Annotated in this window: 18 protein-coding genes; 3 read left to right on the top strand and 15 right to left on the bottom strand. The window is 45.4% G+C overall.

All coding sequences use genetic code 11. The features are described from left to right. The first annotated feature begins 57 nt into the window (after positions 1-57). Positions 58-813 carry a LytR/AlgR family response regulator transcription factor gene (locus FK220_RS08885; RefSeq protein ID WP_152573961.1) on the top strand — a complete coding sequence of 252 codons (756 nt, stop codon included), beginning with the start codon at positions 58-60 and terminating at the stop codon, positions 811-813. 80 nt (positions 814-893) lie between these two features. Here the strand turns inward: FK220_RS08885 and FK220_RS08880 are convergent, their stop codons facing one another. From FK220_RS08880 to FK220_RS08840, 9 genes are all read right to left on the bottom strand, one after another. After that, the gene (locus tag FK220_RS08880; RefSeq protein WP_152573960.1) at positions 894-2,084 is read right to left on the bottom strand and encodes an LETM1-related biofilm-associated protein; all 1,191 of its coding nucleotides are present in this window, start codon (positions 2,082-2,084) and stop codon (positions 894-896) included. Between the two features lie 567 nt (positions 2,085-2,651). Further along, on the bottom strand, positions 2,652-3,239 hold the full coding sequence (locus tag FK220_RS08875) for a superoxide dismutase family protein (RefSeq protein WP_152573959.1): 588 nt from the start codon (positions 3,237-3,239) through the stop codon (positions 2,652-2,654). Between the two features lie 65 nt (positions 3,240-3,304). Further along, the gene (locus FK220_RS08870; protein ID WP_152573958.1) at positions 3,305-3,787 is read right to left on the bottom strand and encodes a YdeI/OmpD-associated family protein; all 483 of its coding nucleotides are present in this window, start codon (positions 3,785-3,787) and stop codon (positions 3,305-3,307) included. Then, positions 3,787-5,001 carry a bifunctional alpha/beta hydrolase/OsmC family protein gene (locus FK220_RS08865; protein WP_152573957.1) on the bottom strand — a complete coding sequence of 405 codons (1,215 nt, stop codon included), beginning with the start codon at positions 4,999-5,001 and terminating at the stop codon, positions 3,787-3,789. Before FK220_RS08865 ends, FK220_RS08870 begins: the two co-directional genes overlap by 1 nt. Before the next feature lie 153 nt (positions 5,002-5,154). Continuing rightward, the gene (locus FK220_RS08860) at positions 5,155-5,829 is read right to left on the bottom strand and encodes a DUF2490 domain-containing protein (RefSeq protein WP_152573956.1); all 675 of its coding nucleotides are present in this window, start codon (positions 5,827-5,829) and stop codon (positions 5,155-5,157) included. Positions 5,830-5,961: 132 nt separating this feature from the next. Continuing rightward, positions 5,962-6,645, bottom strand: coding sequence for a DUF2490 domain-containing protein (locus tag FK220_RS08855; protein WP_152573955.1), 684 nt, complete (start codon positions 6,643-6,645; stop codon positions 5,962-5,964). 291 nt (positions 6,646-6,936) lie between these two features. Then, a complete protein-coding gene (locus FK220_RS08850; RefSeq protein WP_152573954.1) occupies positions 6,937-8,883 on the bottom strand; it encodes a S9 family peptidase in 1,947 nt (648 codons plus the stop codon). A 59-nt stretch (positions 8,884-8,942) separates the two neighbouring features. Beyond that, the gene (locus FK220_RS08845; protein ID WP_152574295.1) at positions 8,943-12,167 is read right to left on the bottom strand and encodes a WD40/YVTN/BNR-like repeat-containing protein; all 3,225 of its coding nucleotides are present in this window, start codon (positions 12,165-12,167) and stop codon (positions 8,943-8,945) included. 230 nt (positions 12,168-12,397) lie between these two features. Beyond that, on the bottom strand, positions 12,398-12,997 hold the full coding sequence (locus FK220_RS08840) for a methyltransferase domain-containing protein (RefSeq protein ID WP_152573953.1): 600 nt from the start codon (positions 12,995-12,997) through the stop codon (positions 12,398-12,400). A 101-nt stretch (positions 12,998-13,098) separates the two neighbouring features. On the opposite strand from FK220_RS08840, the gene FK220_RS08835 reads away from it, so the two are divergent. Then, positions 13,099-16,344, top strand: a complete 3,246-nt coding sequence (locus tag FK220_RS08835) for a S41 family peptidase (protein WP_152573952.1) — start codon at positions 13,099-13,101, stop codon at positions 16,342-16,344. 7 nt (positions 16,345-16,351) lie between these two features. Here FK220_RS08835 and FK220_RS08830 read toward each other — a convergent pair whose 3' ends face one another. The 4 genes from FK220_RS08830 to FK220_RS08815 all read right to left on the bottom strand — a co-directional run bounded on the left by FK220_RS08830 (position 16,352) and on the right by FK220_RS08815 (position 20,520). After that, positions 16,352-17,602 (bottom strand): metal-dependent hydrolase family protein, encoded by a 1,251-nt coding sequence (locus FK220_RS08830; RefSeq protein ID WP_152573951.1) that lies wholly within the window; start codon positions 17,600-17,602, stop codon positions 16,352-16,354. 10 nt (positions 17,603-17,612) lie between these two features. Then, the gene (locus tag FK220_RS08825; protein WP_152573950.1) at positions 17,613-18,992 is read right to left on the bottom strand and encodes an amidohydrolase family protein; all 1,380 of its coding nucleotides are present in this window, start codon (positions 18,990-18,992) and stop codon (positions 17,613-17,615) included. 70 nt (positions 18,993-19,062) lie between these two features. Continuing rightward, the gene (locus FK220_RS08820; protein WP_152573949.1) at positions 19,063-19,830 is read right to left on the bottom strand and encodes a CDP-alcohol phosphatidyltransferase family protein; all 768 of its coding nucleotides are present in this window, start codon (positions 19,828-19,830) and stop codon (positions 19,063-19,065) included. Positions 19,831-19,950: 120 nt separating this feature from the next. Next, positions 19,951-20,520 carry a YdeI/OmpD-associated family protein gene (locus FK220_RS08815; protein WP_152573948.1) on the bottom strand — a complete coding sequence of 190 codons (570 nt, stop codon included), beginning with the start codon at positions 20,518-20,520 and terminating at the stop codon, positions 19,951-19,953. Positions 20,521-20,646: 126 nt separating this feature from the next. On the opposite strand from FK220_RS08815, the gene FK220_RS08810 reads away from it, so the two are divergent. Continuing rightward, positions 20,647-24,051 carry a ThuA domain-containing protein gene (locus FK220_RS08810; protein ID WP_152573947.1) on the top strand — a complete coding sequence of 1,135 codons (3,405 nt, stop codon included), beginning with the start codon at positions 20,647-20,649 and terminating at the stop codon, positions 24,049-24,051. A 230-nt stretch (positions 24,052-24,281) separates the two neighbouring features. On the opposite strand, the gene FK220_RS08805 is transcribed toward FK220_RS08810, so the two are convergent. Both FK220_RS08805 and FK220_RS08800 read right to left on the bottom strand, forming a co-directional pair. Further along, a complete protein-coding gene (locus FK220_RS08805; protein ID WP_152573946.1) occupies positions 24,282-24,638 on the bottom strand; it encodes a pyruvate kinase in 357 nt (118 codons plus the stop codon). Between the two features lie 81 nt (positions 24,639-24,719). Continuing rightward, positions 24,720-25,178 carry a COG2426 family protein gene (locus FK220_RS08800; RefSeq protein ID WP_152573945.1) on the bottom strand — a complete coding sequence of 153 codons (459 nt, stop codon included), beginning with the start codon at positions 25,176-25,178 and terminating at the stop codon, positions 24,720-24,722. Positions 25,179-25,215: the final 37 nt, after the last annotated feature.

The following is a 25,215-nucleotide window of genomic DNA, read 5'->3' as shown; positions in this document are numbered from 1 at the left end:
TGAGCTTATTTCCGCTATTAGGATCATTTAAATAACCTTCAACCTCTCAACTTACAGATGAATACAATCATAATCGAAGATGAAAAACCTGCCGCAAGGCGTCTGGCAAGACTTTTGGAAGAGCTTGATGTTCCCGTCACCACAATGCTACATTCCGTGGAAGAAGCCATTGAATGGTTTCAAGATAATGAGCATCCCGACCTGATTTTCTTGGATATTCAATTATCGGACGGACTCTCGTTCGAGATTTTTGAAACTGTAGATGTACGTAGCGCCATTATCTTTACGACCGCCTATGATGAATATGCCTTACAAGCGTTCAAATTGAATAGTATTGATTACCTATTGAAACCTATCGATGATGAAGAACTGGAGATAGCCGTAAAAAAGTATCGAGCACTGAAACCTTCATCCCAAAAATTGGCGTTGGATTTCGATGACATTAAGAAGTTATTGGTCAATCCGCTCGAAAGGGAATACAAAAAGAGATTTACCACTAGGGTAGGACAGCATCTCAAAATCATCAATGCGGATGACGTAGAATGTTTCTACAGTGAAAACAAGGGTACCTATGCCGCTACTTCCGAGGGAAGAAATTATTTGCTGGAGACCACGTTGGAGAATTTGGAATCCGAACTGGAGCCAAAAACATTCTTTAGGGTGAGTCGGAAATTCTACGTCAATGTCAACCACATCAACGACATCGTATCCTATACGAATTCGCGACTTCAAATCAAGCTAAATCGTTTTTCAGAGCAAGAAATCATCGTAAGTAGGGAACGGGTAAGAGATTTCAAGTTATGGTTGGAATAAAATCATTTAAAAATCTGATTTTTAAATAGTTGAATATCTCAATAGATTTTTCTTATACTGTTAATTTAACAGAAAAAAACTTATTTTTTAACACGATTATCATCGAAAGCGGAGGGCAATAACTTTGGTATTAATTTAATAAAAATTGGTAATAAAACAGCACCTCCCGGCAAAATAAAAATAGCTAGGGAAGGAATACTTTTAAAGATGTCGATCAACTGATTTTGCATCTTTTTCCGTTCTTCCGGACTGAGGTCCTTTACGGCGGATTTCGAAATCAAGGCGACCAGTTCCCTACTTTCCGAAAGTTCTTTTTGAAGCCTTTTGCTGTTTCTCAATATGAGTTTATTGACCACTTTCGACATGCTTTCATAAAACTGCAATGCCAGGTTTTGATCTTTTAAAAACGGAATGGTCTCTCCATTTTTTTCAAAAAAATAGGCAATCTCATCCAAGGCACGGGTAATCTCTACATGATCGAACCCAAGATCTTTTCCAATACCGAAAATAAATTCCGATTCCTTGTATTCCAATGAATGGTCTTCCCAAACGGTAAGACAGGCGACATCCAAAAAATAGCTGTTTTCCCAAACAGAGTGGTTTTCCAATAGTTTTTCACGGTAAGAACCATCGAAATGCTCGGAGTTGCTATCGATAAAAGTAAGCGAAGCGGCGAATAATTGTGCCAGTTTCTCATCACTCCTGTTCTTCTCCTTCGAATTCAGGGCGTGGTAGGTAATATTGATTGCTATATACTCCAACAATTGGGCGTACGCATAGCTGTCGGCATGTGGCTGATCTAAATACTTTTTGAACAATAACACATCTATGAACAACAAAGAGTTGGTAATGGTGCTATTAAAGGTCTTACTGATGACATTGTCTTCCAGGTATACCCTGGAATCGATAAGTTTTTCGAGCTGGGACGAAGTCTTCTTCCCCACGAATAGACTCGAAAGGAAGGAGATTTGGTTTATTTTTAGTGATTGATAGAACTGAAAGATTTCTTCCAAAAAAGCCTTGAAATTTTGTTCTTTCCGCTCAAGCCTATGTGTAAAATAGAGGGCCGTAAGTAAGTTGATCTTTGCCTTTTCGTCTTCTGAAAGAGTGTGTTCAGTCCGAATGAACCTTGGGATTCTAATATTGATGCCATAGACGAAGCCGATTTTTTTTAAATCTCCATACAACGACCTGAAATCGGGGTAATATTCCAAATGGTCTTTGACCTCGGACCCGAATTTGTCGATCCATCCAGTTGCCGAAGGGTTCATGGGCATGTACTTAAGAGGCTAAAATAATGTAAATAGTCGAGTTTTCATTTTCCGAGCGGATATTATGAACCCGCTTGACGTTGCATAAGCGAAGAGGATTTCTGATTGCAAACAAGGACCCTATGACATTTTAGCATTTTTTTTGTAGGAAAATATCATCTAAAGTGATATATTTAACCCTCAAATTTAGAATCTAAACTTCTGAAATGCCCCAAGTATTGCAGAAAAGATTGAATTTAACCTGAATAAAGTTCCACAAATCCCCCAATTGTTATGGAATACGTCTTCTTTTTTATTTGGTTTTCTTTTATGTTGTTTATTGCTTTTCGTCTAGTTTCGGCCCAAAAGGCATTGAATAAGACCTTACATCCAAAGAAAAGGACCGAACTTCAATAGTTTCGTTCTAACACTTATCGGTTACCGGTGAGCTCTTGACTTAATAGTCTCAGGCAGACCTCAATTCACGGGTCCTGGTGTTGTGTTTACGCCGTTTGCCGGTACGCTTGTATTCAAACAAAAAAGCGGCCTCGGGGCCGCTTTCAAGGTTTTTTTGATTCCTTGGCATCTTTACTGGATGATACCGGTGCAACTAACTCTTGCACCCGCCGCCCCACTAGGTTGGGATACGAAGTCATCCATTCCTTGGTGTACGATGACTGCCTTGCCAACAATATTCTTGTTCTCATCATCACATCCAATACACCATTGGTCCGTGTCAAATTCCACGGTGGCATTGCCTTCCGCATCAGCGGTGAAATTACCAATATCCCCTTTGTGGTACCCTTCCGCTGCTCCCCATTTCCCATGAGGTTCGTTTGTTGGGTTCCAATGTCCGCCGGTCGATTTTCCATCGGCGGAGGAGCAGTCAGCCTTTTCATGTATGTGAATCGCGTGTTCCCCTTCCGATAGACCGGAGAGCATAGCGATCATCTTGACCTCGCCGTTTTCCTCCGTAAAGGTCACTTCGCCTTTTACATCGCTATCACTTTTGGGTTCCATCGAAAATTTGATGCTCTCGACCGTTACTTCCTCCTTAACTTCCTCAACGGCCGCTTCGACTTCCTCACCGGCTTCCTGGGCCTCTTTCTTTACTTCTTTACAATTGTAAGACAGTCCGACCAGCAGACCGAGTACCAATACATTTATTTTTTTCATTTGTTTTTTTGTTTTTAAATTCTTGCCTAAAGTTAAACAAAATTAAGGCTATTGTCAATGGTTCCTTAGAACGATTTCAACAAATCCCTGTTGTCACGAATACCTTTCTTCAAATTTTCGCAAAGCAAAATTGATTTGTCTATGCGGGTTTGGGAAACCGTGTACCTTGAAATCATATAAATAATTCCCCTTTTCTTCCCTTTGGTAAAAGATTCGAAAATTTGATAGGCATCATAATCGCTTAGAAGCACTGCTTCCAGTTCTTCGGATATTTCGACCCCATATTTCGAGTCATCCTCAAAAAACTGTAGTTGAAAATAATCGTTGGGAAAAACGCCCAATGCTTTTTGATTGTTTTTTCCGAACATCATAAAATGGCGATCGCCCCTTTTTTGGATGGCCCCGTGAAACGAAATGGACTTTTCTTCAAAGGAAGCCTCTACCTTGACCCTTTTTTGGCCCTTATCCAAAAAGGGTTTGATGATGTGTGGCGGAAGAATAATTCCAAAGCCGCCTGAAAGGCTCACTTCAAACACCGGGCTCTGCATTAGTGCACCAATTGGGTAATTACTTGGGTTTCGCTATGTAGGGTTCGATGTACCGGGCATTTATCCGCTATTTCCAGGATACGCGTTATTTGTTTTTCGTCTAAATCCCCCGTTAGCTTGATATCCCTATGAAAGGTATCTATTTTAGAGTCGGGCGATTCACATGCCTCGCAGTCTACGGCATGGGATTTTCCGTAGGAAGTATGTACCTCGATGTTTTCTAGTGACCATCCTTTTCTCCTGACATACATTTGAACGGTCATGGCCGTACAGGCCGACAATCCGGCCGACACGAGCTCATAGGGGGAGGGCCCATAATCCTTACCGCCAACATCCGTCGGTTCGTCCGAGGTTAGGTAATGGTTGCCCACTTTCATGTCCGTGGTGAACCCATCGGTACCGTCCAGACTTGCTACCACATGGTGTTCGGACTTCAAGGGCGTTTTTTCCGGAATATCGACATAGCGTTGTGACCAACCGGCAATCACCTTTCCAGCATACAACGAATCTTCTTTCCTAGTTAATAGGTGATCGGCACCGTCCAGCGACACAAAGCTTTTGGGGTGGTGGGCGGCGACGTAGATTTCCTCCGCGTTTTTAATACCCACCGTATCATCTTGGGGAGAATGCATGATAAGAAGCGGCTTGCGAAGTCTTTTGACGGTTTCGGCCAGGGATTTTGTCTGGAGGTCTTCTAAAAATTGCTTTTTTATGGTGAAATCCCTTCCACTCAGATTAACCGTCGCTTTTCCCTTTGCCTCGATTTCTTCCAACCCGCTCCGCAGCAGGTGCTGTACATGTGCCGGATCCGAGGGGGCGCCGATGGTTGCCAATGCCTTGATCGACCTGATTTGTTCCGCGGCAAAAATGATGGCCGCACCTCCTAAGGAGTGTCCTATCAAAAGGGTAGGGGCTTGGTGCCGGTGCTCCAAGTAGTCTGCCGCAGCCACTAAATCCTCTACATTTCCGGAAAAATTGGTATCTGCAAAATCGCCCCCGCTTTCGCCCAGTCCGGTAAAATCGAACCTTAAGACCCCAAAACCGTTGGAAGTTAAGGCTTTGCCTATGTTTTTTAAGGCAGTAAGGTTTTTATTGCAGGTAAAACAGTGGGCAAAAATCGCAAAGTTATGGGGATGGCTGTTGACGGGAAGTTCCAATCTGCCCACTAACGTGTGTCCTTCTTTGTTCTGGAATGTCACTTTTTGGAGACTCATAGGCTAATTATTTATTATAAGTTGTTGCCGTTGAATTGTCGTAGGCAACACTTTATGGGTCGGGAATAGGCTATTTTCATTTCAAAGGTGTCGGAACGGACATTGTTGGCTAAATGTTCATCTAGTATATTTATTACCCCATAAGGGGCATCGTCACTTCTTTTTTCTGAAATCGGGATTATAAAAAACAGCTACCTGCAAACGGTCGAAATTTCGTGTGCTGAAATGATTTTTTAAAAAGCCCGATTGTACACTCAGATTATCGGTTACATTCAGTCCAATGGCCGCATACAAACGGTTTTGATCAAATGTATTACCTTGCAGGTTGAGGAACACCTCGTCATAAAAATTAAGAAAGAATATGTCCGTAAGCGGTACCATTACCTGTAAGCGATAGCGGGCCCTATGTTGTACATCATTGTTTGCCCCAAAATCAATGAAACGTTGTTCCAATCGATATCGATGTTCAAAATTCAGCTCCCAGACCTTGTTATTAAGGATGAACTGCTCAAAAATACGATGCTCCGTGAAATCGATATCTTCTGGAAATTCCTCAAAGGTGGTATCCGTATCAATGTAGGCATATCCGAAAGTAGCTATCGCTTCGTTTTTGATATGATAGTTTAGTCCTGTTCGTAACAACAACTGATTGAAGTTTTTACCAGCTTCATAGTAACGGAGTTGTCCTTCGGTATGAATGCTGAGTTTATCGGAAATTCGGTTCATTCCAAAATACATATGCCAAGAACCAAGCTCGTCTTCCCCCGTTTCTTGGGCATTCATGATTACTGTAAATAAAAGCAGTAGTAACAATAGGTGTTTTTGCACTTGGCATCGTATTATTTCACCGGTTTGGAACCCGATGAAAATTGAAAAAAATCACTCGATAACGTCCTGTAAATATAAAGGATTTAAAGTTTTAAGTCCTAGTTGACCATTCAATCGATCAGAAGGATAGGACTAGCGTTTTTTCTTCTTCGTCCAGTCAGTCTTGAAAACCAACCCAAGGCGGATACGATCGCAATGAATATCGGGGAAATGGTTTTTTAGATACCCCACTTCAAATCGCAATGAAGGGCATACGACGTATGCTAACCCAAGGTGTAGACGGTTCTGATTGAACAAAGGCTCTTGGAAAGCTACAAATACTTCATTGTAGAGGTTGGCGTATAATCTTTTGCCCATGGGATATTTCAATTGAAGCCGATACCGCATACGGTGCCTCAAAATAGTACCCTCTGTTTTAAGTATCCAACGGCTTTCCAATCGATAGCGATGGGAAAGATTAAGGTTCCCCAGAGTCGATTTCAAGACCAGCTCTTCATAAAGCCAGTGTTGTTGTGCACCTTTCGCCTCGGGACTTATGATAAAAGGCTCCGAGTCCAAATAGGCGTAGCCAACCGTACCTGACAACGTTCCGTTGAACCGATAAGTGAGCCCTGTTCGGACGAAGGCAAATTCGTAGTGTTGAAAAAGTTCGTAGTGTCTCAGGACGCCAACAGTGGGGATGCTTAGTTTTTCAGATATGCGATGGTCCCCGGAAACAACGGCCCACGTACCGAAACAGTCCTCTTCTCCCTTCTGTGCCGCGGTATGAAGGCCAATTAAGATAAAAAATAAAAGTGCGGTTCTTCCAAGTGGCATTGGCGGTTCCCTTACTAATGCAAAGGTAGCGCCACTTACTAGCGACAAAGCTGACAAAAGTCAACTAAATCCACTATTGGTAGGGCGTTTGAAGAATTAGCAATATATCAAGAATCAACCATTTTAATTGCTGAAAAGCCTATTTGGCGGAAGTAAAAATGTCGTCTTGAAACTGTTTGGGCAATTCTTTTACTAAAATGGTAGCTGAACAAACGAAGACTCTTGGGTTGGTTAAAATAAGCCCGTTCCTAAATTAGTTAGGAACGGGTAGTTTTTACAGAAAGCGTATGGTTACGAACCGGGTTCCATTTCCAAGGCTTTTCCATCCTCGATAGGCTTACCGGCATCGCCCTTCAGGTGAATTTCCAAAAATTCCAGTATTTTGCTGTAGGCCTCGATTTGATTTTCCTTTTTCACGAAGCCATGACCTTCATCCTCGAAAAGTACGTACTCGACAGGCACCCCGTTAGCTTTGACCCCTGCCACAATTTCGTCCGATTCTACCTGAAGTACCCGCGGATCTTTGGCGCCCTGAAGTACAATGAGGGGTTTGGTGACCTTATCGGTGTGAAAAAGTGGCGATATGGCGCGTAAGCGAACGGAATCGGCACTATTGGGATCTCCCAACTCGAGGTACAAGGCCTCTTTCTGTGCTTCCCACCAAGCTGGAATACTCCGAAGGGTACGTATCCAGTTGGTCACCCCAAAAATATTCACGCCTACATCGAACTCCTCGGGAGCAAAGGTCAAGGCGGCCATCGTCATATAGCCCCCATAGGATCCTCCGATAATGCCGATTCTTTCACCGTCGATTTCTTCTTGTTGTGCCAACCAGTCTTTTCCCGCCACGCAATCCTTTAAATCCTTATCCCCGTGGTTGAGGTCATCCATTTTATAGAAGGTCTTCCCATAACCACTACTTCCCCTATTGTTGACAGCCAATACCGCATAGCCGTGGTTGACCATATACTGAATCAAGGAACTAAAATTTTGACGTGATTGTCCGCCAGGCCCCCCATGGACCCATACGAGTGCAGGGACTTTGTTTTCCACCGAAGCTTGATGGGGTTTGTAATAAATTGCGGGAATTTCGAGTCCATCAAACGACTTATAGCGGATTACTTCGGCATTTACCAGGTCTTGGGGCTGTATTTCATCGTTCAACACATCGGTGAGCTTCTTTTGTTCCTTGGTTTCTAGATTGTATACGTACAGATTGGAAGGGGTGTGCGAACCACCGGCGTAGAAGCGCATCCATTTTTCATCATCGGAAAAGCCTACATTGGTGATGTCCATATTTTCAAAAGAAGGGAGAACGATATTTTTTCCGGTGGCCACCTCCATTACCTCGATTGCGTTTTTAGCATCCTCATTAACATACGTGACCTGATACTTCCCATTTTCAGTGAAATAACTTCCCAATATATCCCATTCGCGTGTCATTACTTCCTCGTTGGTTTTGTTGGCTATGTCAAATCGCATCAACCGGGCGAATTCCCCTCCATCGTCGGTGGTATAATAGAGATACTTGCCATCCGGGGAGAAATCCTCCGGGCTATTGGCGCTTTGGTTTTCATTGATTTTGGTCAGTTCCTTTGTTTGCATATCGTACAGGAACAAATCGGAATCGTTGGTATTGATGGGTTTGATCAGCGGTAAATACTTTTTATCATCCGAAAGTCCTCCCAAAAAATAACCATCCTCATTTTTATACAGCATCTTGGGACTAAAGGTTTCCAAATCCATTTCATATAGATCGGTATATCGATCATCGCGTTTATTCGATGAAAAATAAAACCCGTCTTTCTCTTTCGTCCAACCATAAAAACTGGCTCTCTTGCCCGCATATGGTGTGAGGTCCCGGTGGCTTCCGTCGGGTTCCCGCAAGTAGATGTGATAGATTTCATCCCCATTTCCATCCATTCGAAACAACATGCGTTCGTCTTTGGGGAAATAGGAAATCGCAAAGACCGAAGAGCTGTCCGATTCCGTGACGGGTATCATTTCCCCGCCGGAGGCGGGAACGGTGTACATATTATAGATTCCTGAGCGGTTGCTCGAAATAAGTAGCTTCGTTTTGTCTGGCGAAAAACTACCACCACCAATCGCCTCATTGTTCATCATCTGTTCGATGGTGTAGGTCTTCATGTTTTCCGCAACGGTTGGGGTCTTGGCTTCTTCTTTCCCCTTACATCCTAAAAAAAGGGTGAGGCTAATTACTGCTACAAGTTGTTTCATGATAATTGTTTTTAATTGATGTGACATGTTTTGGGGTATTGAACGGTAGTTCAATAATCTTACTCCAAACTAAAGGTCTTGGTCTCCTTAAACGGTGATACCTCTAACTTTTCGATTTCTTCCCGATAGGTCTTCCATCGCCCGTTGAAAAAACCATTGGTCGTCTCCAAAGCGGATTTCAAATCTTCCTCGGCATATAGAAGCAGTTTTCTTTCCGTCTCCGTAATGCCGTTGGGCCTACTGGCAATGTAGAATCGGGCATTGCCCAGGCGTTGCATCACATTCATTTCGGGGTTACGTGTGATGCCCTGTCTTTTGTCTTCCTTGCCAACGTAGATAGCTACCACCGAATCAATGGCCTTGACAATATCGTTGGAAGCTTTTATCTGGTCTTTGTATTTCTTTTGATCCAATTCTTTGAGCTCCTTACTATACTCATTGGCCACATTTTTACTTTCTATGAGCTGTTTCACCGCATCAGCGGCAATTTGCGTCAAATCCTCCACTTTCTTGGAATATACAAAGGCATCATCGATCGCCTTTTGGGGGATGCTGAGACGTGGGTCCGATTGGACCTCCAATATGGTTTCATCCGAAGCATCGCCAAAGCTGACCTTTACCTTATAGGCTCCCGGTTTTACCGAACGTCCTCCCCTTTCCCGCTTGGTCTTACTGATTTTCCGGGCGGGCCGGTCCGGGCCTTTTTCATCCATGTTCCAATAGATGCGGTGAAAACCTGCCTTTTCGGGGGTCTTGAATTTTAGGGTTCTAATCAAGCGATCGCCATCGTAAAAATCGAACTGGATGGAATCCTTTTTTTGCACCCCTGTCAGTTCTTTTTTTCCATTAACGGACTCTGTGCCTTCCTCAGCATCCGAATCATCCTTTATTTTTTCGTCTTCCCCATCATCTTTCTTTTTTGCATCGTCTTTTTTCTTTCCCTCTTTTAGGAAATAGGTAATCATAGCTCCTTCCTTTCGGTTTTCGGCGTTGTATAAGGCGTCTCCCCCAAAACGACTGCCGGTAGGTTGCTGGTAAGCTGCCTGATACGCGACTGGGGGATCAAATAGTTTTATCTCTTCTTGAAGTATACCCATACTGGTTGCCAAGGCCCGCAAGGGGCGGATATCATCCAATACCCATGCGGCCCGCCCGAACGTGCCGATGATCAGATCGTGTTCCCTTGGCTGTATCACCAGGTCTTTTGTGGAGACGGTAGGAAAGCCTTCGGTCCATTTTTGCCATTTTGCTCCGGCATTAAATGAAACATAGAGCCCATCGTCGGTTCCCAGGAACATTAAATTAGGATTTTCAATATCTTCAACGATGGAAAGGGTATAGCTTTTCACATCGTTTTCATCGACGATTCGCTCCCAGGTCTTACCATAGTTTTTCGTGCGGTAGGCATAGGGAGTATAGTTGAATCGCCGATAATCATTCGCGACCAAGAGGACCTCCCCCTTGTTTTTATTCGATGCCTTTATCTGGGTGACCCAACTACCTTGGGGCAATTCCTTAATGTTTTGGGTGACTTCGACCCAATCGGTTCCCCCGTTGATGGTATAATGTACACGACCGTCGTCGGATGCGGTCCATAACATATCTTTTTCAAGGGTAGAGGGTTCTATGACCAATAGCGTACAATGGTTTTCCGCACCGGTAGCGTCCATAGTGAGTCCGCCACTTTCACTTTGTTTCTGTTTTTCAGGGTCATTGGTTGTGAGGTCGGGAGAGATGACCTGCCAAGTAAGGCCCTTATCGGTACTTTTATGTACAAATTGACTGCCAAAATACACGGTATTATTGTCAAAAGGATCCTGACCGATGGCTGCGTTCCAGTTAAAACGCAATTTGGTATCGGCGTCCGGCGGGGTAGGACGTACAATATAGTTATTGCCCGTTTTCCAGTCATAGCGTGATACGAATCCCTGCTGACTCATCGCGTAACCGTATTGGGAATTGTCTCGATCGGGTACTACATCGAAACCATCGCCAAAAGCTATTTCTTGCCAGTAACTGTTTCGTATACCCTGTGCACGCCACACATAGGCCGGCCCCCGCCAAGAACCATTGTCTTGCATGCCTCCGTAGACATTATAGGGAAATTCATTGTCGGTATTGATGTGATAAAATTGTGCCACCGGAATGTTTCCTATAAAACGCCATGATTTTCCCCCATCTTTGGTAATATTCATGCCTCCATCATTACCATCCATCATGAACTGTCCGTTTTCCGGGTGTATCCACCAGGCATGGTGGTCGGGGTGTACGCCATTGTCTACCCCGTAGGCGGGCATCAACTGACTAAAATTTTTACCGCCATCCTCTGAAACGTTCACATAGGTAAAGACCGAATAGACCCGATTTTCATTTTGTGGGTCCACATAGATCTCGGAATAGTAGAATGGGCGATTGCCGATGTCTTTTTTATCGTTTATTTTCTTCCACTTAAAGCCGCCATCCTCCGATTTGTAAAGGGCATTTTTTTTGGCTTCTATCAGGGCATACACGATATTTGGTTTTCCTGGCGCGATCGCCACCCCAATGCGGCCAAGTGCGCCTTTTGGGAGTCCATCCTCATCGGTCAACTTTTTCCAGTTCTTACCTCCGTCGTGGGTCATGTAGAGGCCGCTGCCCTTTCCGCCGGAATTAAAGAACCAAGGGTCGCGCTTGTGTTCCCACATCGCGGCGATCAGTTTGTTGGGATTGGTCGGATCCATCACCAAATCGGCGATCCCTGTTTTATTGTTGACAAAAAGAATTTTCTGCCAAGTCTCCCCACCATCGGTCGTCTTGAAGACACCACGTTCGGGATGCTCGCCCCATGGGGAACCGATGGCTCCCACGTATACCGTATTCGGGTCGGTAGGGTCGATTTTGATGCGGTGAATATGTCTCGTTTTTTCGAGTCCCATTGATTTCCAGCTTTTACCACCGTCCAGGGATTTGTATACCCCGTACCCGCCGTTCAAACTGTTTCTAGGGTTTCCCTCTCCGGTGCCGACCCAAATCACCGAGGGATTGCTTTGCTGAATAGCCACGGCACCTATCGAAGCGGTCACCTCCTTATCAAAAATAGGTTCCCATTTGATTCCTCCCGAAGTTGATTTCCAGAGTCCGCCCGAAGCGGTACCTACATACATGATGTCGGGATTGGTGTGAACGGCATCAATAGCGGTAACACGACCGCTCATGCCCCCAGGACCGATATTCCTTGGTTTGAGGTCCTGGACAAGATCCATTTTAAATTCTTGGGCAACTAGCGAAAGGGATGCGAAAAGCATCAAGACGGGGAGTAACAGTTTTTTCAAGTGATTCGGTTTTTAAAAAAAAGGAAATGAGCGTGTAGAAAATAGTATGATGACCTTTTAAGGATTGCTAGGTTTTTCCTGTTGATTACAATCGTCTTGCGGCTATTTTCGTCCCTATTTTCCAAGTTTTAATTAGTCGCGTTAAATATACCAAAAACTTTAGCGGGATTTCTTAAAGGGACGTTAACGGAGAAAGGAAAAAGCTATTTCTTTTTAAAAATCCCAAACAGTTCAATTCCTTGCCTAGGCCGAATCGAATTATAACACTTTTCAAAAGTAATGGTATCGAAAAAAGGGTTTAGATATTTCAAATACAGTTTTTTATCCCCTCCAAAAGGTCGTTTTTCCATACTTGCCCCCAACGGAAAATCGAACCAGACACCGACCAATTTTCCTTCTGGTTTCAGGAGCTTTGCCATGTGTTGTGCATATCGAAATCGATTGTCATCCGAAGGGACAATCGAACAAAAGAAGGTCTGCTCCAAAATGAGGTCGTATTGTCCCTGGTGTTCAAAGAAGTCGGTTACTAGTAGTTGTGATTCGGGGAAGTCCGGTATACGTTCCGAAAAGCGGGTTAAGGGAAGCTCGGAAATATCCATGACTCGAATATTGTTGAAACCTTGTTTCCAAAGATATTCCGCCTCATAGGCATTGCCGGCGCCCGGTAGCAGTATCGACATGTTCTTATCCTCCAATTGGTCGATATACGCTTTTAACGGAGCGGACGGATAGCCGATATCCCAGCCCGTTCGTGCTTCCTGATAGCGTTGGGTCCAATAGGCTTTTTCATCGTGCTTGTCCATGCTCGAAATATAGGCAACCTTTATCAAATAATTGAAAAATGAGTCTCCCTATTTTCCCACTTTCCCTATATTGCGCGACGAATTTTTTGTAAGACTATTTTATGAAGACCAAACCGCTTTTTCTGACACTTTTCCTTGTATCCTTCTTAAGTCATTCACAAGTTAATCCCAGATGGGCCCGTTATCCGGCAATTTCGCCTGATGGAGCTACTATTGCCTTTACTTACAAAGGAGATCTATATAGTGTTCCGTCCGAGGGCGGCAATGCTACCCAATTGACCTACCACGACGCCCACGACTATAGGGCGGTATGGAGTAAGGATGGGAAGACCCTGGCCTTCGCCTCCGATCGCTATGGCAACTTCGATGTTTTCACCATGGATGCCAAGGGCGGACCCGCCACTCGTCTTACGTTCCATAGTAATGACGAACGACCCTATACTTTTTCAGGGGATGACACCCAGGTATTGTTCGGCGCCGTTAGGCAAGATGATGTTCGACACCGTCAGTACCCGACTGGCAGGCAGCCGGAACTATACAGTGTGCCCGTAAATACAGGGCGGGTAGAACAGGTGCTGACCGTTCCTGCCGAGGATGTTCAGGTGAGTGCCGATGGCAGGCAGATGGTCTATCATGACCTCAAGGGGTACGAAGATGAATTTAGAAAACATCATACATCGGCTATCACAAGGGATATCTGGCGTTATGACGTGGGGACCGGTACCCATACGATGGTTACTTCCTTTAGTGGTGAGGATCGTAATCCTGTGTACTCCACAGACGGTAGGTCGCTCTACTACTTAAGTGAGGAAAGCGGGACGTTTAATGTGCACAAATTAGTGTTGGATACTCCTTCGAACAAACAACAGCTCACAGAATTCAAAACACATCCCATTCGTTTCTTGAGCAACGGTAACGGCGTACTGGCCTTTAGTTATGACGGAGAGTTGTATACCATGAAGGAAGGAGGATCGCCCCAAAAAGTGAACATTAACATCCGAACCCAGGCCGGTAGTAACGTCGATAAGTTTGTGTCGATCAATGGAGAGGTTAGGGAAATGGATATTTCTATGGATGGTAAGGAAATTGCCTTTATTTCCCGTGGGGAAGTATTTGTAACTTCTGTGGAAGGTTCTTTGACCAAACGATTGACCAACACCCCTGAACAGGAACGTTTCGTGAAGTTCACGCACGATGGAAAAGCCGTCGCTTATTCTAGCGAGCGAAATGGGAAATGGGATATCTACCAAACCAAAAAAGTACGCAAAGAGGAGCCTTTTTTCTTTGCCGCAACACTAGTGAAGGAAGATACCCTCATAAGCAATGGGAAGGATAATTACCTCCCGGAATTTTCACCCGATGGCAAATCCGTGGCCTATGTCGAAGACCGAAGAACGCTAAAGGTAATGAATCTTGAGACCAGGGCAACGACCACTTTGCTGACCCCGGAAGATCTTTACCATTTTTCCGATGGGGACCAATACTTTCAATGGAGTCCCGATAGCAAATGGCTACTGGTCGACTGGGGAGCCACATTGAGTAATAATGAAGTATTGATGCTTTCAGTAGATGGCAAAAAACGAATAAATCTCACAGAAAGTGGCTACTACGATATGTCGCCCAAATGGGTAAACGGTGGAACACAGATGCTTTGGTTCAGTAACCGTAACGGATTAAAGAGCTACGCTACCAGCGGTCGTAGCGAGTTGGACGTTTATAGCATGTTCTTTACCAAGGACGCATGGGACAAGTATAACCTTTCCAAGGAAGAATATGACCTGATGAAGCTCATCGAAGAGGGTAATAAGGAAAAGGAGGACCAAAAGGACGATAAGAAGGCCAAAAAGGGTAAAAAGAAAAAGGATGCTGACAAAGACAAAAGGGACACGATCAAACCATTGACTTTCGATTGGGAAGATTTGGATACCCGCAAAAGCCGTTTGACCATTCATTCTTCCCGTCTCAGTGACGCCGTGCTATCGAAAGATGGCGAGAAACTCTATTATTTGGCACGATTTGAAAAGGATTTGAATTTATGGGAAACAGAGCTCCGTACAAAAAACACCAAAATGCTGATTCCCTTGGGGGCAAAATCAGGGAGCCTACAATGGGACTCGAAAAAGGAAAACCTATTCTTGCTAAGCGACGGTAAGATTGCGAAGGTTGACTTGGAGGGAGCCAAGACCAAGCCGGTCGAGATCAAATCGGAGATGATATTGGATGCGGACGCGGAGCGAAAATACATGTTCGATCATATTTGGTTGCGTACCAATGCTATTTTCTACCACTCCAACTTTCATGGCATCGATTGGAACGCCATGCGGTCGGAGTATCAAAAGTATTTGCCGCATATCGGCAACTCCGTCGAGTTTGCCGAAATGATTTCCGAAATGTTGGGGGAGCTGAATGTCTCCCATGCGGGCGGACGTTACAACGGGAATATCCCGAATGGGGATGCCACTGCCTCCCTGGGTATTTTCATGGACTATTCCCACCGAGGGAATGGCATCAAAATTACCGAAGTAATCAAAGGCGGACCATTGGACAAGGCCGACTTCAACCTACAACCGGGAACGGTCATTGAAAAGATTGATGGGGAGCCCATTACCCCCAGCCGGGATGTGGCAAGCTACTTGAACCGAAAAGCCGGGAATTTCACCTTGTTGGATGTGATGGATACCAATGGTGGACGCAAACAGCTTACCGTAAAACCTATTTCCTTGCAGGAGGAAAACCGATTGCTATATCGCCGCTGGGTAAAAACGAATGAAAAAGAGGTCGCCGAAAAAAGCAACGGAACCTTGGGGTATGTACATATACCGGGAATGAGCGATGAACCCTACCGCTCGATTTACGAACGCATGATGGGCAAATTCTCCGACAAAAAAGGAGTCATAGTAGATACCCGCTTCAACGGGGGCGGTGACCTCGTGGCCGATTTGGCCATGTTCTTTACCGGAGTGCCCTTTTTATCCTATGAAACAGAAGCGCGCAAGGTAGGGGGAGAGCCTACCTCGAGATGGACAAAGCCTACCCTGGCCATGTTTAACGAGTCGATGTACAGCGATGGATCCTGTTTTGCCAGTGGCTACGTGGACCTGAAAATTGGAAAGACCGTGGGGATGCCCGTTCCAGGAACCTGCAGTTTTGCGGGTTGGGAGCGCCTACCAAACGGTGGTGTTTGGGGGGTGGTCCCGGTAAGTGCCAAAAACAAGGCGGGTGAGTGGATGGAAAACAACCAGACCGATCCAGGGATTCAGGTGAAGAATATGCCCGGGGTCATCGACAATGGGCGTGACGAACAGTTGGAACGCTCTATCCAGGAGTTGATGAAAGAGGTGGAGTAGCGTTTTTTCATTCTTTTTTAAGAACGGTACCATCCTTCATAACAAAGGGTACTTGTCGCATGCTTTGTATGTCCTTTGAAGGGTCACCCGCAACGGCAATGATATCGGCCAAAAACCCTTTTTGAAGCTTCCCCAGGTTGTCTAGGTGAAATACGCGGGCATTCAGGGAGGTGGCGGAGCGCAGGACGTCCAAAGGCTGCATTCCATATGCAACCATCAATTCCATTTCAAGATAGTTTTCGCCATGGGTGAATACCCCTACATCCCCACCAAAAACAATATCCACACCGGATTCCAAAGCCAATCGAAACGACCTTTTCTTTTGTATGATACGGGCAGGTTCCGGGTCGGTTCCCTTGTTCCAACCACGGTAACGGGTAATCGCATCTCCAGCGGCCAGGGTAGGGCATAGGGCCACCCCCTTTTCTTTCATCAATCCAAAAACCTCCTTAGTGCCCCCATCTCCATGCTCTATGGTTTCCACCCCTCCCAAAACCGCCCTACGCATCCCTTCCGGGGTGCTGGCATGAGCCACCACATAACGTCCTGCACTGGTCGCGGCGACAACCATGGCATCGATTTCTTCCTGTAAAAAAGTGGGTTGGGAAGGTTCACCGGCACCCCAACGATAGTCTGCGTAAATTTTGATAAAGTCCGACCCATTGCCCAACTGGCGCCGTACGGCCCGGATGGCTTCATCGACCCCACTTACCGGTTCCGCCCCCAGCGGTACGGTCACCCCATCATGAAACCCTTTCGGCCCGTAAGCACCGGTCGCAACGATGGCAGGCCCTGCGACTAGGAGTCGTGGTCCTGGAATGATGCCGTCTTCAATGGTTTTCTTAAGATAAACATCGGTATAACCGGCACCTTCGGCTCCTAGATCACGCATGGTTGTAATACCGGCCAACAACGATTTTTTGGCGTGTACCGAGCCCCTGATGGCACGCTCTACCGGTGATTCTTTCAGCACTTGATCGTTCCAATCGGTCTCATCATAGGGATGAAGTAGTAAATGGGAATGCCCTTCAATAATGCCCGGCATCAGGGTAGAACCCCTTAAGTCGATTTGTTCCATATGCTCGGGAGGGGTCAATCCGGAAGCTGTCCCGGCATAGGTAATCAGGTTTCCCTCTACAAGAACCACCCACCCTTCATGCATCTCGGTACCATCAAAAACACGGTCGGGTTTTAATAAGGTTTGCGCGTAAAGGCTTAAAAACGGGGTGAAAAGGATTAAAACGAAAAGTCGCCTCATAAAAAAGAGATTAGTTTTTCATGGCATTATTGGCAATCTCTGCCAGTTTTTTGTCAATTTCCGGTTTGGAAAGCCACGTTCCCCTCACCATCACCCCGGAAAGCTCCCTTAAGGCTTCTAAATCTTTTAATGGGTTGGCATTGAGTAGTATCAAATCCGCTTCCAGCCCTTCCCTTACCTCCCCAAAAGTATTCCCCATACCAAAAAAGATGGCCGGATTTAGGGTGCCCGACTGAATAATCTGTAAGGGAGTGAGCCCCGCTTTGGTCATCCCATCGATTTCATGATGGATGGAAAACCCGGGAACGTTGAAAAGCTGAGGTGCATCGGACCCCAACAGCATGCCGTGCCCCTTGTCTTGAAGGGACTTTATCAACGCTCTACGGATATTGGTGAATTGCTGCCACTGTTCCTCATTAAAACCGGTGTTCGCGCCTGTTGATTCATTTTTTCGCTGTTTCCAACTCCTAAGGGTGCTGGCGGGCATATACTTCATTTCAGGCTGTTTCAATAGTTCATCGGCGTCGATGGGGGCAAACCAACGTTCGAACAGGCTTTGGGTGGGTACGATCCAGACTTCATTATTTTCGGCCATTTGGACCAGTTCATCGATGTGATCGATATCTGCCAGTGGCGTAAAGTTGTAGCCGAAAAATCCATTTTCGTTCGGCTGTACGTTGGCCGATTCGGGAACAAGGCCCTCTAAAAATCCGTCCACATGGTCGATAGAGGCATATTTGCTTTCAAGGGCATGGCGAATACCGACGTCCACAGGGACATGGCCAGCAAAACGGATGTCTACCTCGTTGGCGGTTTTGACGATTTCATCGAAAACGTCCAATTGAATTCCCGGGTGTATTTTTAAGAAATCATAACCCGCTTTCCGATAGGCGGTTACCTTTTCCCTCGCCTCCTGGGTCGACCTGACCGAGTTCCCGTTCAAAGACGGGCTTGAGGTAAAGATTCTCGGACTAAGAATTTCGTCTTTAGCTGCTTTTTCCCGAAGTACCAGATGCGCAGGGTCGCCAAGCATTCCGCGAATGGTAGTGATGCCGTTGGACAGGTATAGGAATAGGGTTTCCGCTATTCTTTCAGGGTCGGTGGTCGGCGGGGGAATATGGGCGTGCATCTCTGCAAGACCAGGCAATAGGTATTTTCCCGTTCCGTCAATTTGAAGGGCGAAGTTTTCGGGCGTCTCGATCGTTTCCAAAATGTACTGGATTTTTCCCGAATCGATGACTACCTGTCTTTTTTCCGAAACAGCACCCAAACGGACATCGATGATATGAACATTGGAAATTAGGGTTGCCGATGGGCTCACCCTCTTTTCCTGGGCTTGATTACAGCTACCCAGTAAAATAGAGGCCGCGATGAATACTAGTTTTTTCATGGTTGATGTCTTTACCAAGTAGACAGGATTTGTTTTTAATTGAACACCCCACCCTCCAAGGTATAAATAATTACCGATTGATAAGTCTACGAACTGCGATAAATACAAAAATCAACAATGAATACCCGATAAAGAATGGGATAATGTACTCTTTGATGCCCAAAACCAACATCACCCCGATCACCAACAACTGAAAGCCCAGTCCGAAGGTAGAAACAACGGTCATAAACCAGTTGGGAAGGTTTTCGCTTTCGACGGCGCCACGATCCAAACGATAAATGATTTTATCAAAAACCCCATATAACAAACTGTACATCCCAAAAAGGATATTGACGTTCCGCTGTTTTTCCCCTTTCATGGCAAGAGGGGTCTCCTCTTCAAAAATGCGACTGGTGGTATCGCCATTATGTTTATTCCTAAGAATCACATAATAGTAATTGTAGAGGGTTCCTTGTAGCTGAATCCCGAAAAAAGCAAGAAACGTAAGCACTAAGGAACCATTGGTAACATACCAGATAGTCAGTAATATCAAAAGATTTAAAAGAATGTCGGATACGGAATCAAGATATCTTCCGGTGTAGCTTGGCGTTTCCTTGAGCCGTGCCAGTTCGCCGTCTGCCGCATCCAAAATTGATTTGAGTATCAGAAAAAATGCCGTAGCCCAATAGTATTGGTTCAAAATACAGATGATGGCCAAGATACCGCAAACGACAAAGGCCAGGGTAATATGGATGGGGGTGAACGAGGTATTCTTAAGGAATTCCGCAATGATTCGTGCGAAAGGTCTTCCGTAATCCGATAAATCCAGGAATCGGTATTCCTTTGGTAATTTGGACATACTTAACTTAGGAACGGATATTAAAATCGAGAACGGAAACACGCTGGCCCGATGCACTCTCCGCCTGCTACTACAAAAGTACCATTAAATTTACAATTTGATAACAAGCCACCCCAGTCCTTATGCCCTGCTTTTGATACCTTGTTTGCAAAGTCCCACAATCTCATCGATACGCTTTTGTCGAGTCGCCTTTCTTTTAGCTTGATTTAGCCAATAGAGATAACTTTTTCGCTGCCCTCGCGTAAACCCTTTGAAGTTTTTTAGGGCCAGCGGATTTTGATCAAAAGCGTCCTGAAGATCTTTGGGGATTACACCATTTTCAACATCGTCCAATGCCGTCCATGATCCATCCTTTTTGGCAGCCTCTATTTTGGCTAGTCCACTTTCGTGCATCAACCCTTTGGAGAGTAAGTCTTTGATATGGTCTTTGTTGACCTTGCTCCATACACTCTTTGGTTTTCGGGGGCAGAAATATTGTCTTCGTTTTCCGTTACCCAGACTTTTTACGGTACTATCGATCCAACCGTAGCAGAGGGCTACTTTAACCGCTTCCTCCCAACGCATGCTTTCCTTTTCATGGGAAACAGCATAAAAAATAAGGTAAATACCTTCCTTTTGGGTATGGTTTTCATGTAACCAAATGCGGAATTCAGCGTCACTCTTAAAATAGTGTTCCAGTATTTTTTCCATGGATAATCGCTGCAGCTTGAATTTTCCCTAAAAATAACACATTCCTGTCCATCATTTTGGCAATTTAGAGGCCGAATCATTACTTTTATAAATTAAACCAAGCTGAAACGAGCTAAACTCAATTCAATGAAAAAATTTCTGTTGGCAGTAATTATTTTGTTCGGTCTCGTCTTGACCGGATGCAACAATAAAAGGGAAGGTGACCCGAAAGTTCTGGTCTTCTCCAATACCATGGGTTTCAAACATGCTTCGATACCAGCCGCAATTGCGGCTATTCAAAAGCTGGGTGCCGAAAACGGCTTTGCCGTCGATACGACCAAGAATGCGGAGCTGTTCAACGATGAGAATTTGAAACAGTATTCCGCGGTCATCTTTATGAGTACTACCGGGAATGTCCTGGACCACCGGCAAGAAGCTGCCTTCGAACGCTATATCCAAGCTGGAGGGGGGTATGTGGGCATCCATGCCGCTGCCGATACCGAATACGATTGGGGTTGGTACAACAAATTGGCCGGGGCACAATTCGAGAGCCATCCATCGGGGACCCCTGAAGCCGATTTTATCATTAGGGATTTTGGTTTTGTCGCTACGAAACACTTCACCGATTCGGTTTGGCATCGCACCGATGAACTTTACAATTATAAGAGTATCAATCCCGATGTCAATGTGCTGATGACACTTGACGAGTCTACCTATGAAGGCGGTACGAACGGTGACTTCCATCCTATTGCCTGGTACCATGAGTTTGATGGTGGCCGTGCCTTCTATACGGGGGCCGGACATACCGAAGAAAGCTATACCGAAGAAAATTTTCTGAAACATTTGTTAGGCGGTATCCAGTATGCCATCGGCGATAATAAAATTCTTGATTACGAAAAAGCCACAACCCAAATACCACCGGATATCGACCGGTTTTCCAAAGTAACCCTGGTAGAGGGTGAATTCTTTGAACCCACCGAAATGGCAATTCTGCCCAACAATGACGTATTGATTTCCCAGCGAAGGGGCGAAATCATGCTCTACAAGGATGATACCAAGGAACTGAAAGAAATAGCGGTCTTGGATGTTTACCATAAAACCTTGAACACCCCTGGGGTCAATGCGGAAGAAGGCGTGATGGGGCTTCAAAAAGACCCCGATTATACCAATAATCATTGGATATATGTGTACTACGCCCCAACAGGAGAAAAATGGGTGAATCGTCTCTCCCGCTTTAAATATCAGGACGGGAATTTTGATTTAGCCTCGGAGCAAGTAATTCTGGAAGTGGATTCACAACGTGAAATTTGTTGTCACACCGGGGGATCTATTGCCTTTGGCCCCGATGATCTCCTGTACCTATCGACCGGGGACAATTCTACCCCGTTCAATGAAAAGAACGTCAAGTATGTGAATAACGGGTATGCCCCATTAAACGATTTGCCTGGTAAAGAGCAGTACGATGCGCGACGCTCCTCCGGGAATACAAACGATCTAAGGGGAAAAATACTTCGCATCAAGGTCAATGAGGATGGCAGCTATGATATCCCGGAGGGCAATTTGTTCCCTATGGGAACCGAAAAAACTAGGCCTGAAATTTATACGATGGGACATCGGAATCCGTATCGTATCTCGGTGGACGTCAAGAGAGGATACGTGTATTGGGGCGATGTTGGGCCGGATGCCAGGGCAGATAGCATTGGTACACGCGGACCAAGAGGGTATGATGAAATGAACCAGGCCCGAAGCGCGGGAAATTTCGGTTGGCCACTATTTATCGGTGATAACAAACCTTACAATGATTACGACTACGCGACTGGCGAGAGTGGCCCTGCCTTTGACCCTGAGAAACCAATCAATGATTCAAAAAATAATACGGGTCTAAGGGAACTGCCTCCGGCACAACCGGCTTATGTTTATTATCCCTATGTTGAAACCGGCGATTTTCCGCAGGTAGGTACAGGGGGAAGAAATGCCATGGCAGGCCCTACCTACTATTCCGATCTGTATCCCAATGGAGGAGGGCTTCCCTCGTATTATGATGGAAAGGTTATTATATACGATTGGATGCGTGGCTGGATGATGGCCGTGACCTTGTTCGAAGATGGCACATTCAATAAAATGGAGCCCTTTGCCTCCGACATCAAACTCAATAATTTGATTGATATGGAAATGGGTCCGGACGGACGAGTGTATCTTCTCGAATACGGAAGCGGTTGGTTTTCACAAAACGATGACTCGGGCTTAAGTTATATTGAATACAACGGAGGAAACCGGCCTCCTTTGATCGACAATTTAATAGTAGACCGAACCTCGGGGAAGCTACCGCTAACCGTTACGGCAAAAGTCGAGGCGCGAGATCGAGAGGGTGATCCGGTACGTTATCTATGGGATCTGGGAAATGGGGAGACCCGTGAGACCTCCGAACCTGAGATAACCCATACCTATGATCAAGCGGGGGACTACAAAGTTTTTGTCGAAGTAAAAGATGATAAAGGGGCCTCCGCTAAAAGTACGATGACATCCATAGTGGCCGGAAACTCAAGGCCCGAGTTGTCCATTGATCTAAGTGGGGGAAACTCATCTTTCTTTATTGCCGGAACCCCGGTAAAATATAAAGTATCGGTTAGCGACCCCGATGATAATGCCGCTATCGACGACGACAATGTTTTTGTCTCTGTCGATTATATGGAGGGTATGGATGAGGTGAACAAGTCTTTGGGGCACCAACAGGTGTCAGCAGCGATCACGGGAAAGGCCCTTACCCAGGCAATGGACTGTAAAACCTGTCATAAGGAGGCGGAAGCCTCTATCGGCCCCACCTACTTGGCCATAGCGGAAAAATATAAAGGCCAGCGAAATGCCTTGGGCTATCTGCAAAAGAAAATCGTAGCCGGGGGCACTGGCGTATGGGGCGAGGTCATGATGCCGGCCCATCCAAATGTCACTAGTGATGAGTCACGACAGATGGCCTTATACATTCAATCCTTGGTCGATACCGGTGAGAGGAAAAAGTCACTTCCCTTAGCAGGAACCATCATTCCCGACCCGTCACCTACCGACAATGTGATGGTACTAACCGCGAGTTATACCGATGAGGGTAGCGATGGTGCCGGACCTTTGACAGGGATGGCATCGGTTACACTTCGCGGAAGTACGGTGCCCTTTAGCGGCAGTGACAAAGTGGAGGGTTTTTCACCCATCGAATTCGGAGGTATGAAACTCTTGATGGTTCCTTCAGGAGAAGGTTGGTTCGCTTTGGACGATATCGATTTGAAAGGGGTGAATTCGGTAATGATTACTGCAGGGTGGCAAGAACCGCCCAAAGTGGGCCTGGACATGGAAATGCGGTTAAACGCTCCCGATGGAGAATTGTTGGGTTCGGGTAGTATGCCAGCTCCGGTAGCCGGTCAACCTGGGGGTATGGTTATGATCAACCTAGAAAAGCCTACCGAGATTAAGGCTAAGGAAATCTATTTTGTTCATAAACCCAAAGAAGGGGAAGAAGTAGGTCAAATGGCGTTTCTGAATGTGAAGTTTAATGGAAAATGATGTCCATAAACCCTACGCTGAAAGGCCATTCTACTGTTGAGATGGTCTCTTTTTTTCAATACCGGTGAGCCCTAGATTGTGGGCCGTAGGCCTTCGATTCGAATTGGGAAAGGCCTGTAAAGGGCGATATGCCTGGTTTGGATGCGCTTCTGCACCTCGGCCAAGCCCAGTGTAGGGAATCTAAGCGTGAAAATGGTATTTCTTTTAGGCTTTTGGGCCAAATTGATCCTTTATTTTTGAGCTTCTCCGTTTTTGAATTGAAGATAGATAAGTTGTTTTTCCTCTAAGGTAAATTCTTTCATTTCAAACCAATCGTGGGCAGCGATTTTTTCATTTTCCACTTGTGCATCTCGAATGGCCTTTAAGCTGACTAAATGCCAATGGGCTCCTTTGTTTCTTGAGACCGAAAAGCCTACTTCCTCCATAATATAGGATGTGACCGGTTGGTTGACGAGCCGCACCCCATTTTTTAAAATGGCCAAGGTTTTTGTGAGTCTAACCACTTCGGAAAAAGAGTATCGGGCAAAATCGGAAAATCCATTTTGCTTTACATTGTAGAGTTTATCAACGACTTTCAGTTTTTCCATAAGTACCCGAAAGCCGACAAAAATAGGGGGAGTTTTTAAAGTCTAATAAGATTTTTTTTTGAAGTTATCCACATCACAACCTTACCCCAAGCCTTTCATGCTTAGCAGGGTCATAGTCCAAATAATAGCCGAAGAGAAGAAGACACCGATGGTGTTGGCGATAAAAGCTTTTTGTCTCTCCATTTTGAACAAATAACTGGCGATACTTCCGGCATAGACACCCGTGCCCGGTAGGGGTAGCATAACGAACAGGATGAGTCCCCAGAACCCATACTTTTCAATATTTCGGCCTGAACCTGTTTTTGCTCTTCTTGCAACATACAAGGCACTCTTCTTATAAAAGTTCCATCTTAGAAAATATTTGTTGACACTATGAAGGAAAAAGGACATCAGGGGAAAAACGAGCACGTTGGCGAAAAAACAGATGACAAACACCGCGTAGATATTGAGCCCGTTCAACATTCCGAAAGGAATACCGACTTTGGCCTCGCCAAAGGGGGAAATACTCCATAGGAAAGTGAATAGGAAATCCTGGATCATTGTATCTTTTAATGTGCTAAGCTACGGCACAATAAAT

It is taken from the genome of Pelagihabitans pacificus (assembly GCF_009371985.2).
GTDB classification, from domain to species: Bacteria; Bacteroidota; Bacteroidia; order Flavobacteriales; family Flavobacteriaceae; genus Pelagihabitans; species Pelagihabitans pacificus.
This window is presented reverse-complemented; position numbering and strand designations above follow the sequence as displayed.

Excerpts from the sequence above, each read along its gene's own strand:
- FK220_RS08840 (WP_152573953.1), bottom strand. The coding sequence starts at position 12,997 with ATGGACAAGCACGATGAAAAAGCCTATTGGACCCAACGCTATCAGGAA.
- FK220_RS08875 (WP_152573959.1), bottom strand. The coding sequence starts at position 3,239 with ATGAAAAAAATAAATGTATTGGTACTCGGTCTGCTGGTCGGACTGTCT.
- FK220_RS08830 (WP_152573951.1), bottom strand. The coding sequence starts at position 17,602 with ATGAGGCGACTTTTCGTTTTAATCCTTTTCACCCCGTTTTTAAGCCTT.
- FK220_RS08835 (WP_152573952.1), top strand. The coding sequence starts at position 13,099 with ATGAAGACCAAACCGCTTTTTCTGACACTTTTCCTTGTATCCTTCTTA.
- FK220_RS08810 (WP_152573947.1), top strand. The coding sequence starts at position 20,647 with ATGAAAAAATTTCTGTTGGCAGTAATTATTTTGTTCGGTCTCGTCTTG.
- FK220_RS08885 (WP_152573961.1), top strand. The coding sequence starts at position 58 with ATGAATACAATCATAATCGAAGATGAAAAACCTGCCGCAAGGCGTCTG.
- FK220_RS08870 (WP_152573958.1), bottom strand. The coding sequence starts at position 3,787 with ATGCAGAGCCCGGTGTTTGAAGTGAGCCTTTCAGGCGGCTTTGGAATT.
- FK220_RS08825 (WP_152573950.1), bottom strand. The coding sequence starts at position 18,992 with ATGAAAAAACTAGTATTCATCGCGGCCTCTATTTTACTGGGTAGCTGT.
- FK220_RS08850 (WP_152573954.1), bottom strand. The coding sequence starts at position 8,883 with ATGAAACAACTTGTAGCAGTAATTAGCCTCACCCTTTTTTTAGGATGT.
- FK220_RS08805 (WP_152573946.1), bottom strand. The coding sequence starts at position 24,638 with ATGGAAAAACTGAAAGTCGTTGATAAACTCTACAATGTAAAGCAAAAT.
- FK220_RS08845 (WP_152574295.1), bottom strand. The coding sequence starts at position 12,167 with ATGCTTTTCGCATCCCTTTCGCTAGTTGCCCAAGAATTTAAAATGGAT.
- FK220_RS08880 (WP_152573960.1), bottom strand. The coding sequence starts at position 2,084 with ATGAACCCTTCGGCAACTGGATGGATCGACAAATTCGGGTCCGAGGTC.
- FK220_RS08800 (WP_152573945.1), bottom strand. The coding sequence starts at position 25,178 with ATGATCCAGGATTTCCTATTCACTTTCCTATGGAGTATTTCCCCCTTT.
- FK220_RS08855 (WP_152573955.1), bottom strand. The coding sequence starts at position 6,645 with ATGCCACTTGGAAGAACCGCACTTTTATTTTTTATCTTAATTGGCCTT.
- FK220_RS08815 (WP_152573948.1), bottom strand. The coding sequence starts at position 20,520 with ATGGAAAAAATACTGGAACACTATTTTAAGAGTGACGCTGAATTCCGC.
- FK220_RS08865 (WP_152573957.1), bottom strand. The coding sequence starts at position 5,001 with ATGAGTCTCCAAAAAGTGACATTCCAGAACAAAGAAGGACACACGTTA.
- FK220_RS08820 (WP_152573949.1), bottom strand. The coding sequence starts at position 19,830 with ATGTCCAAATTACCAAAGGAATACCGATTCCTGGATTTATCGGATTAC.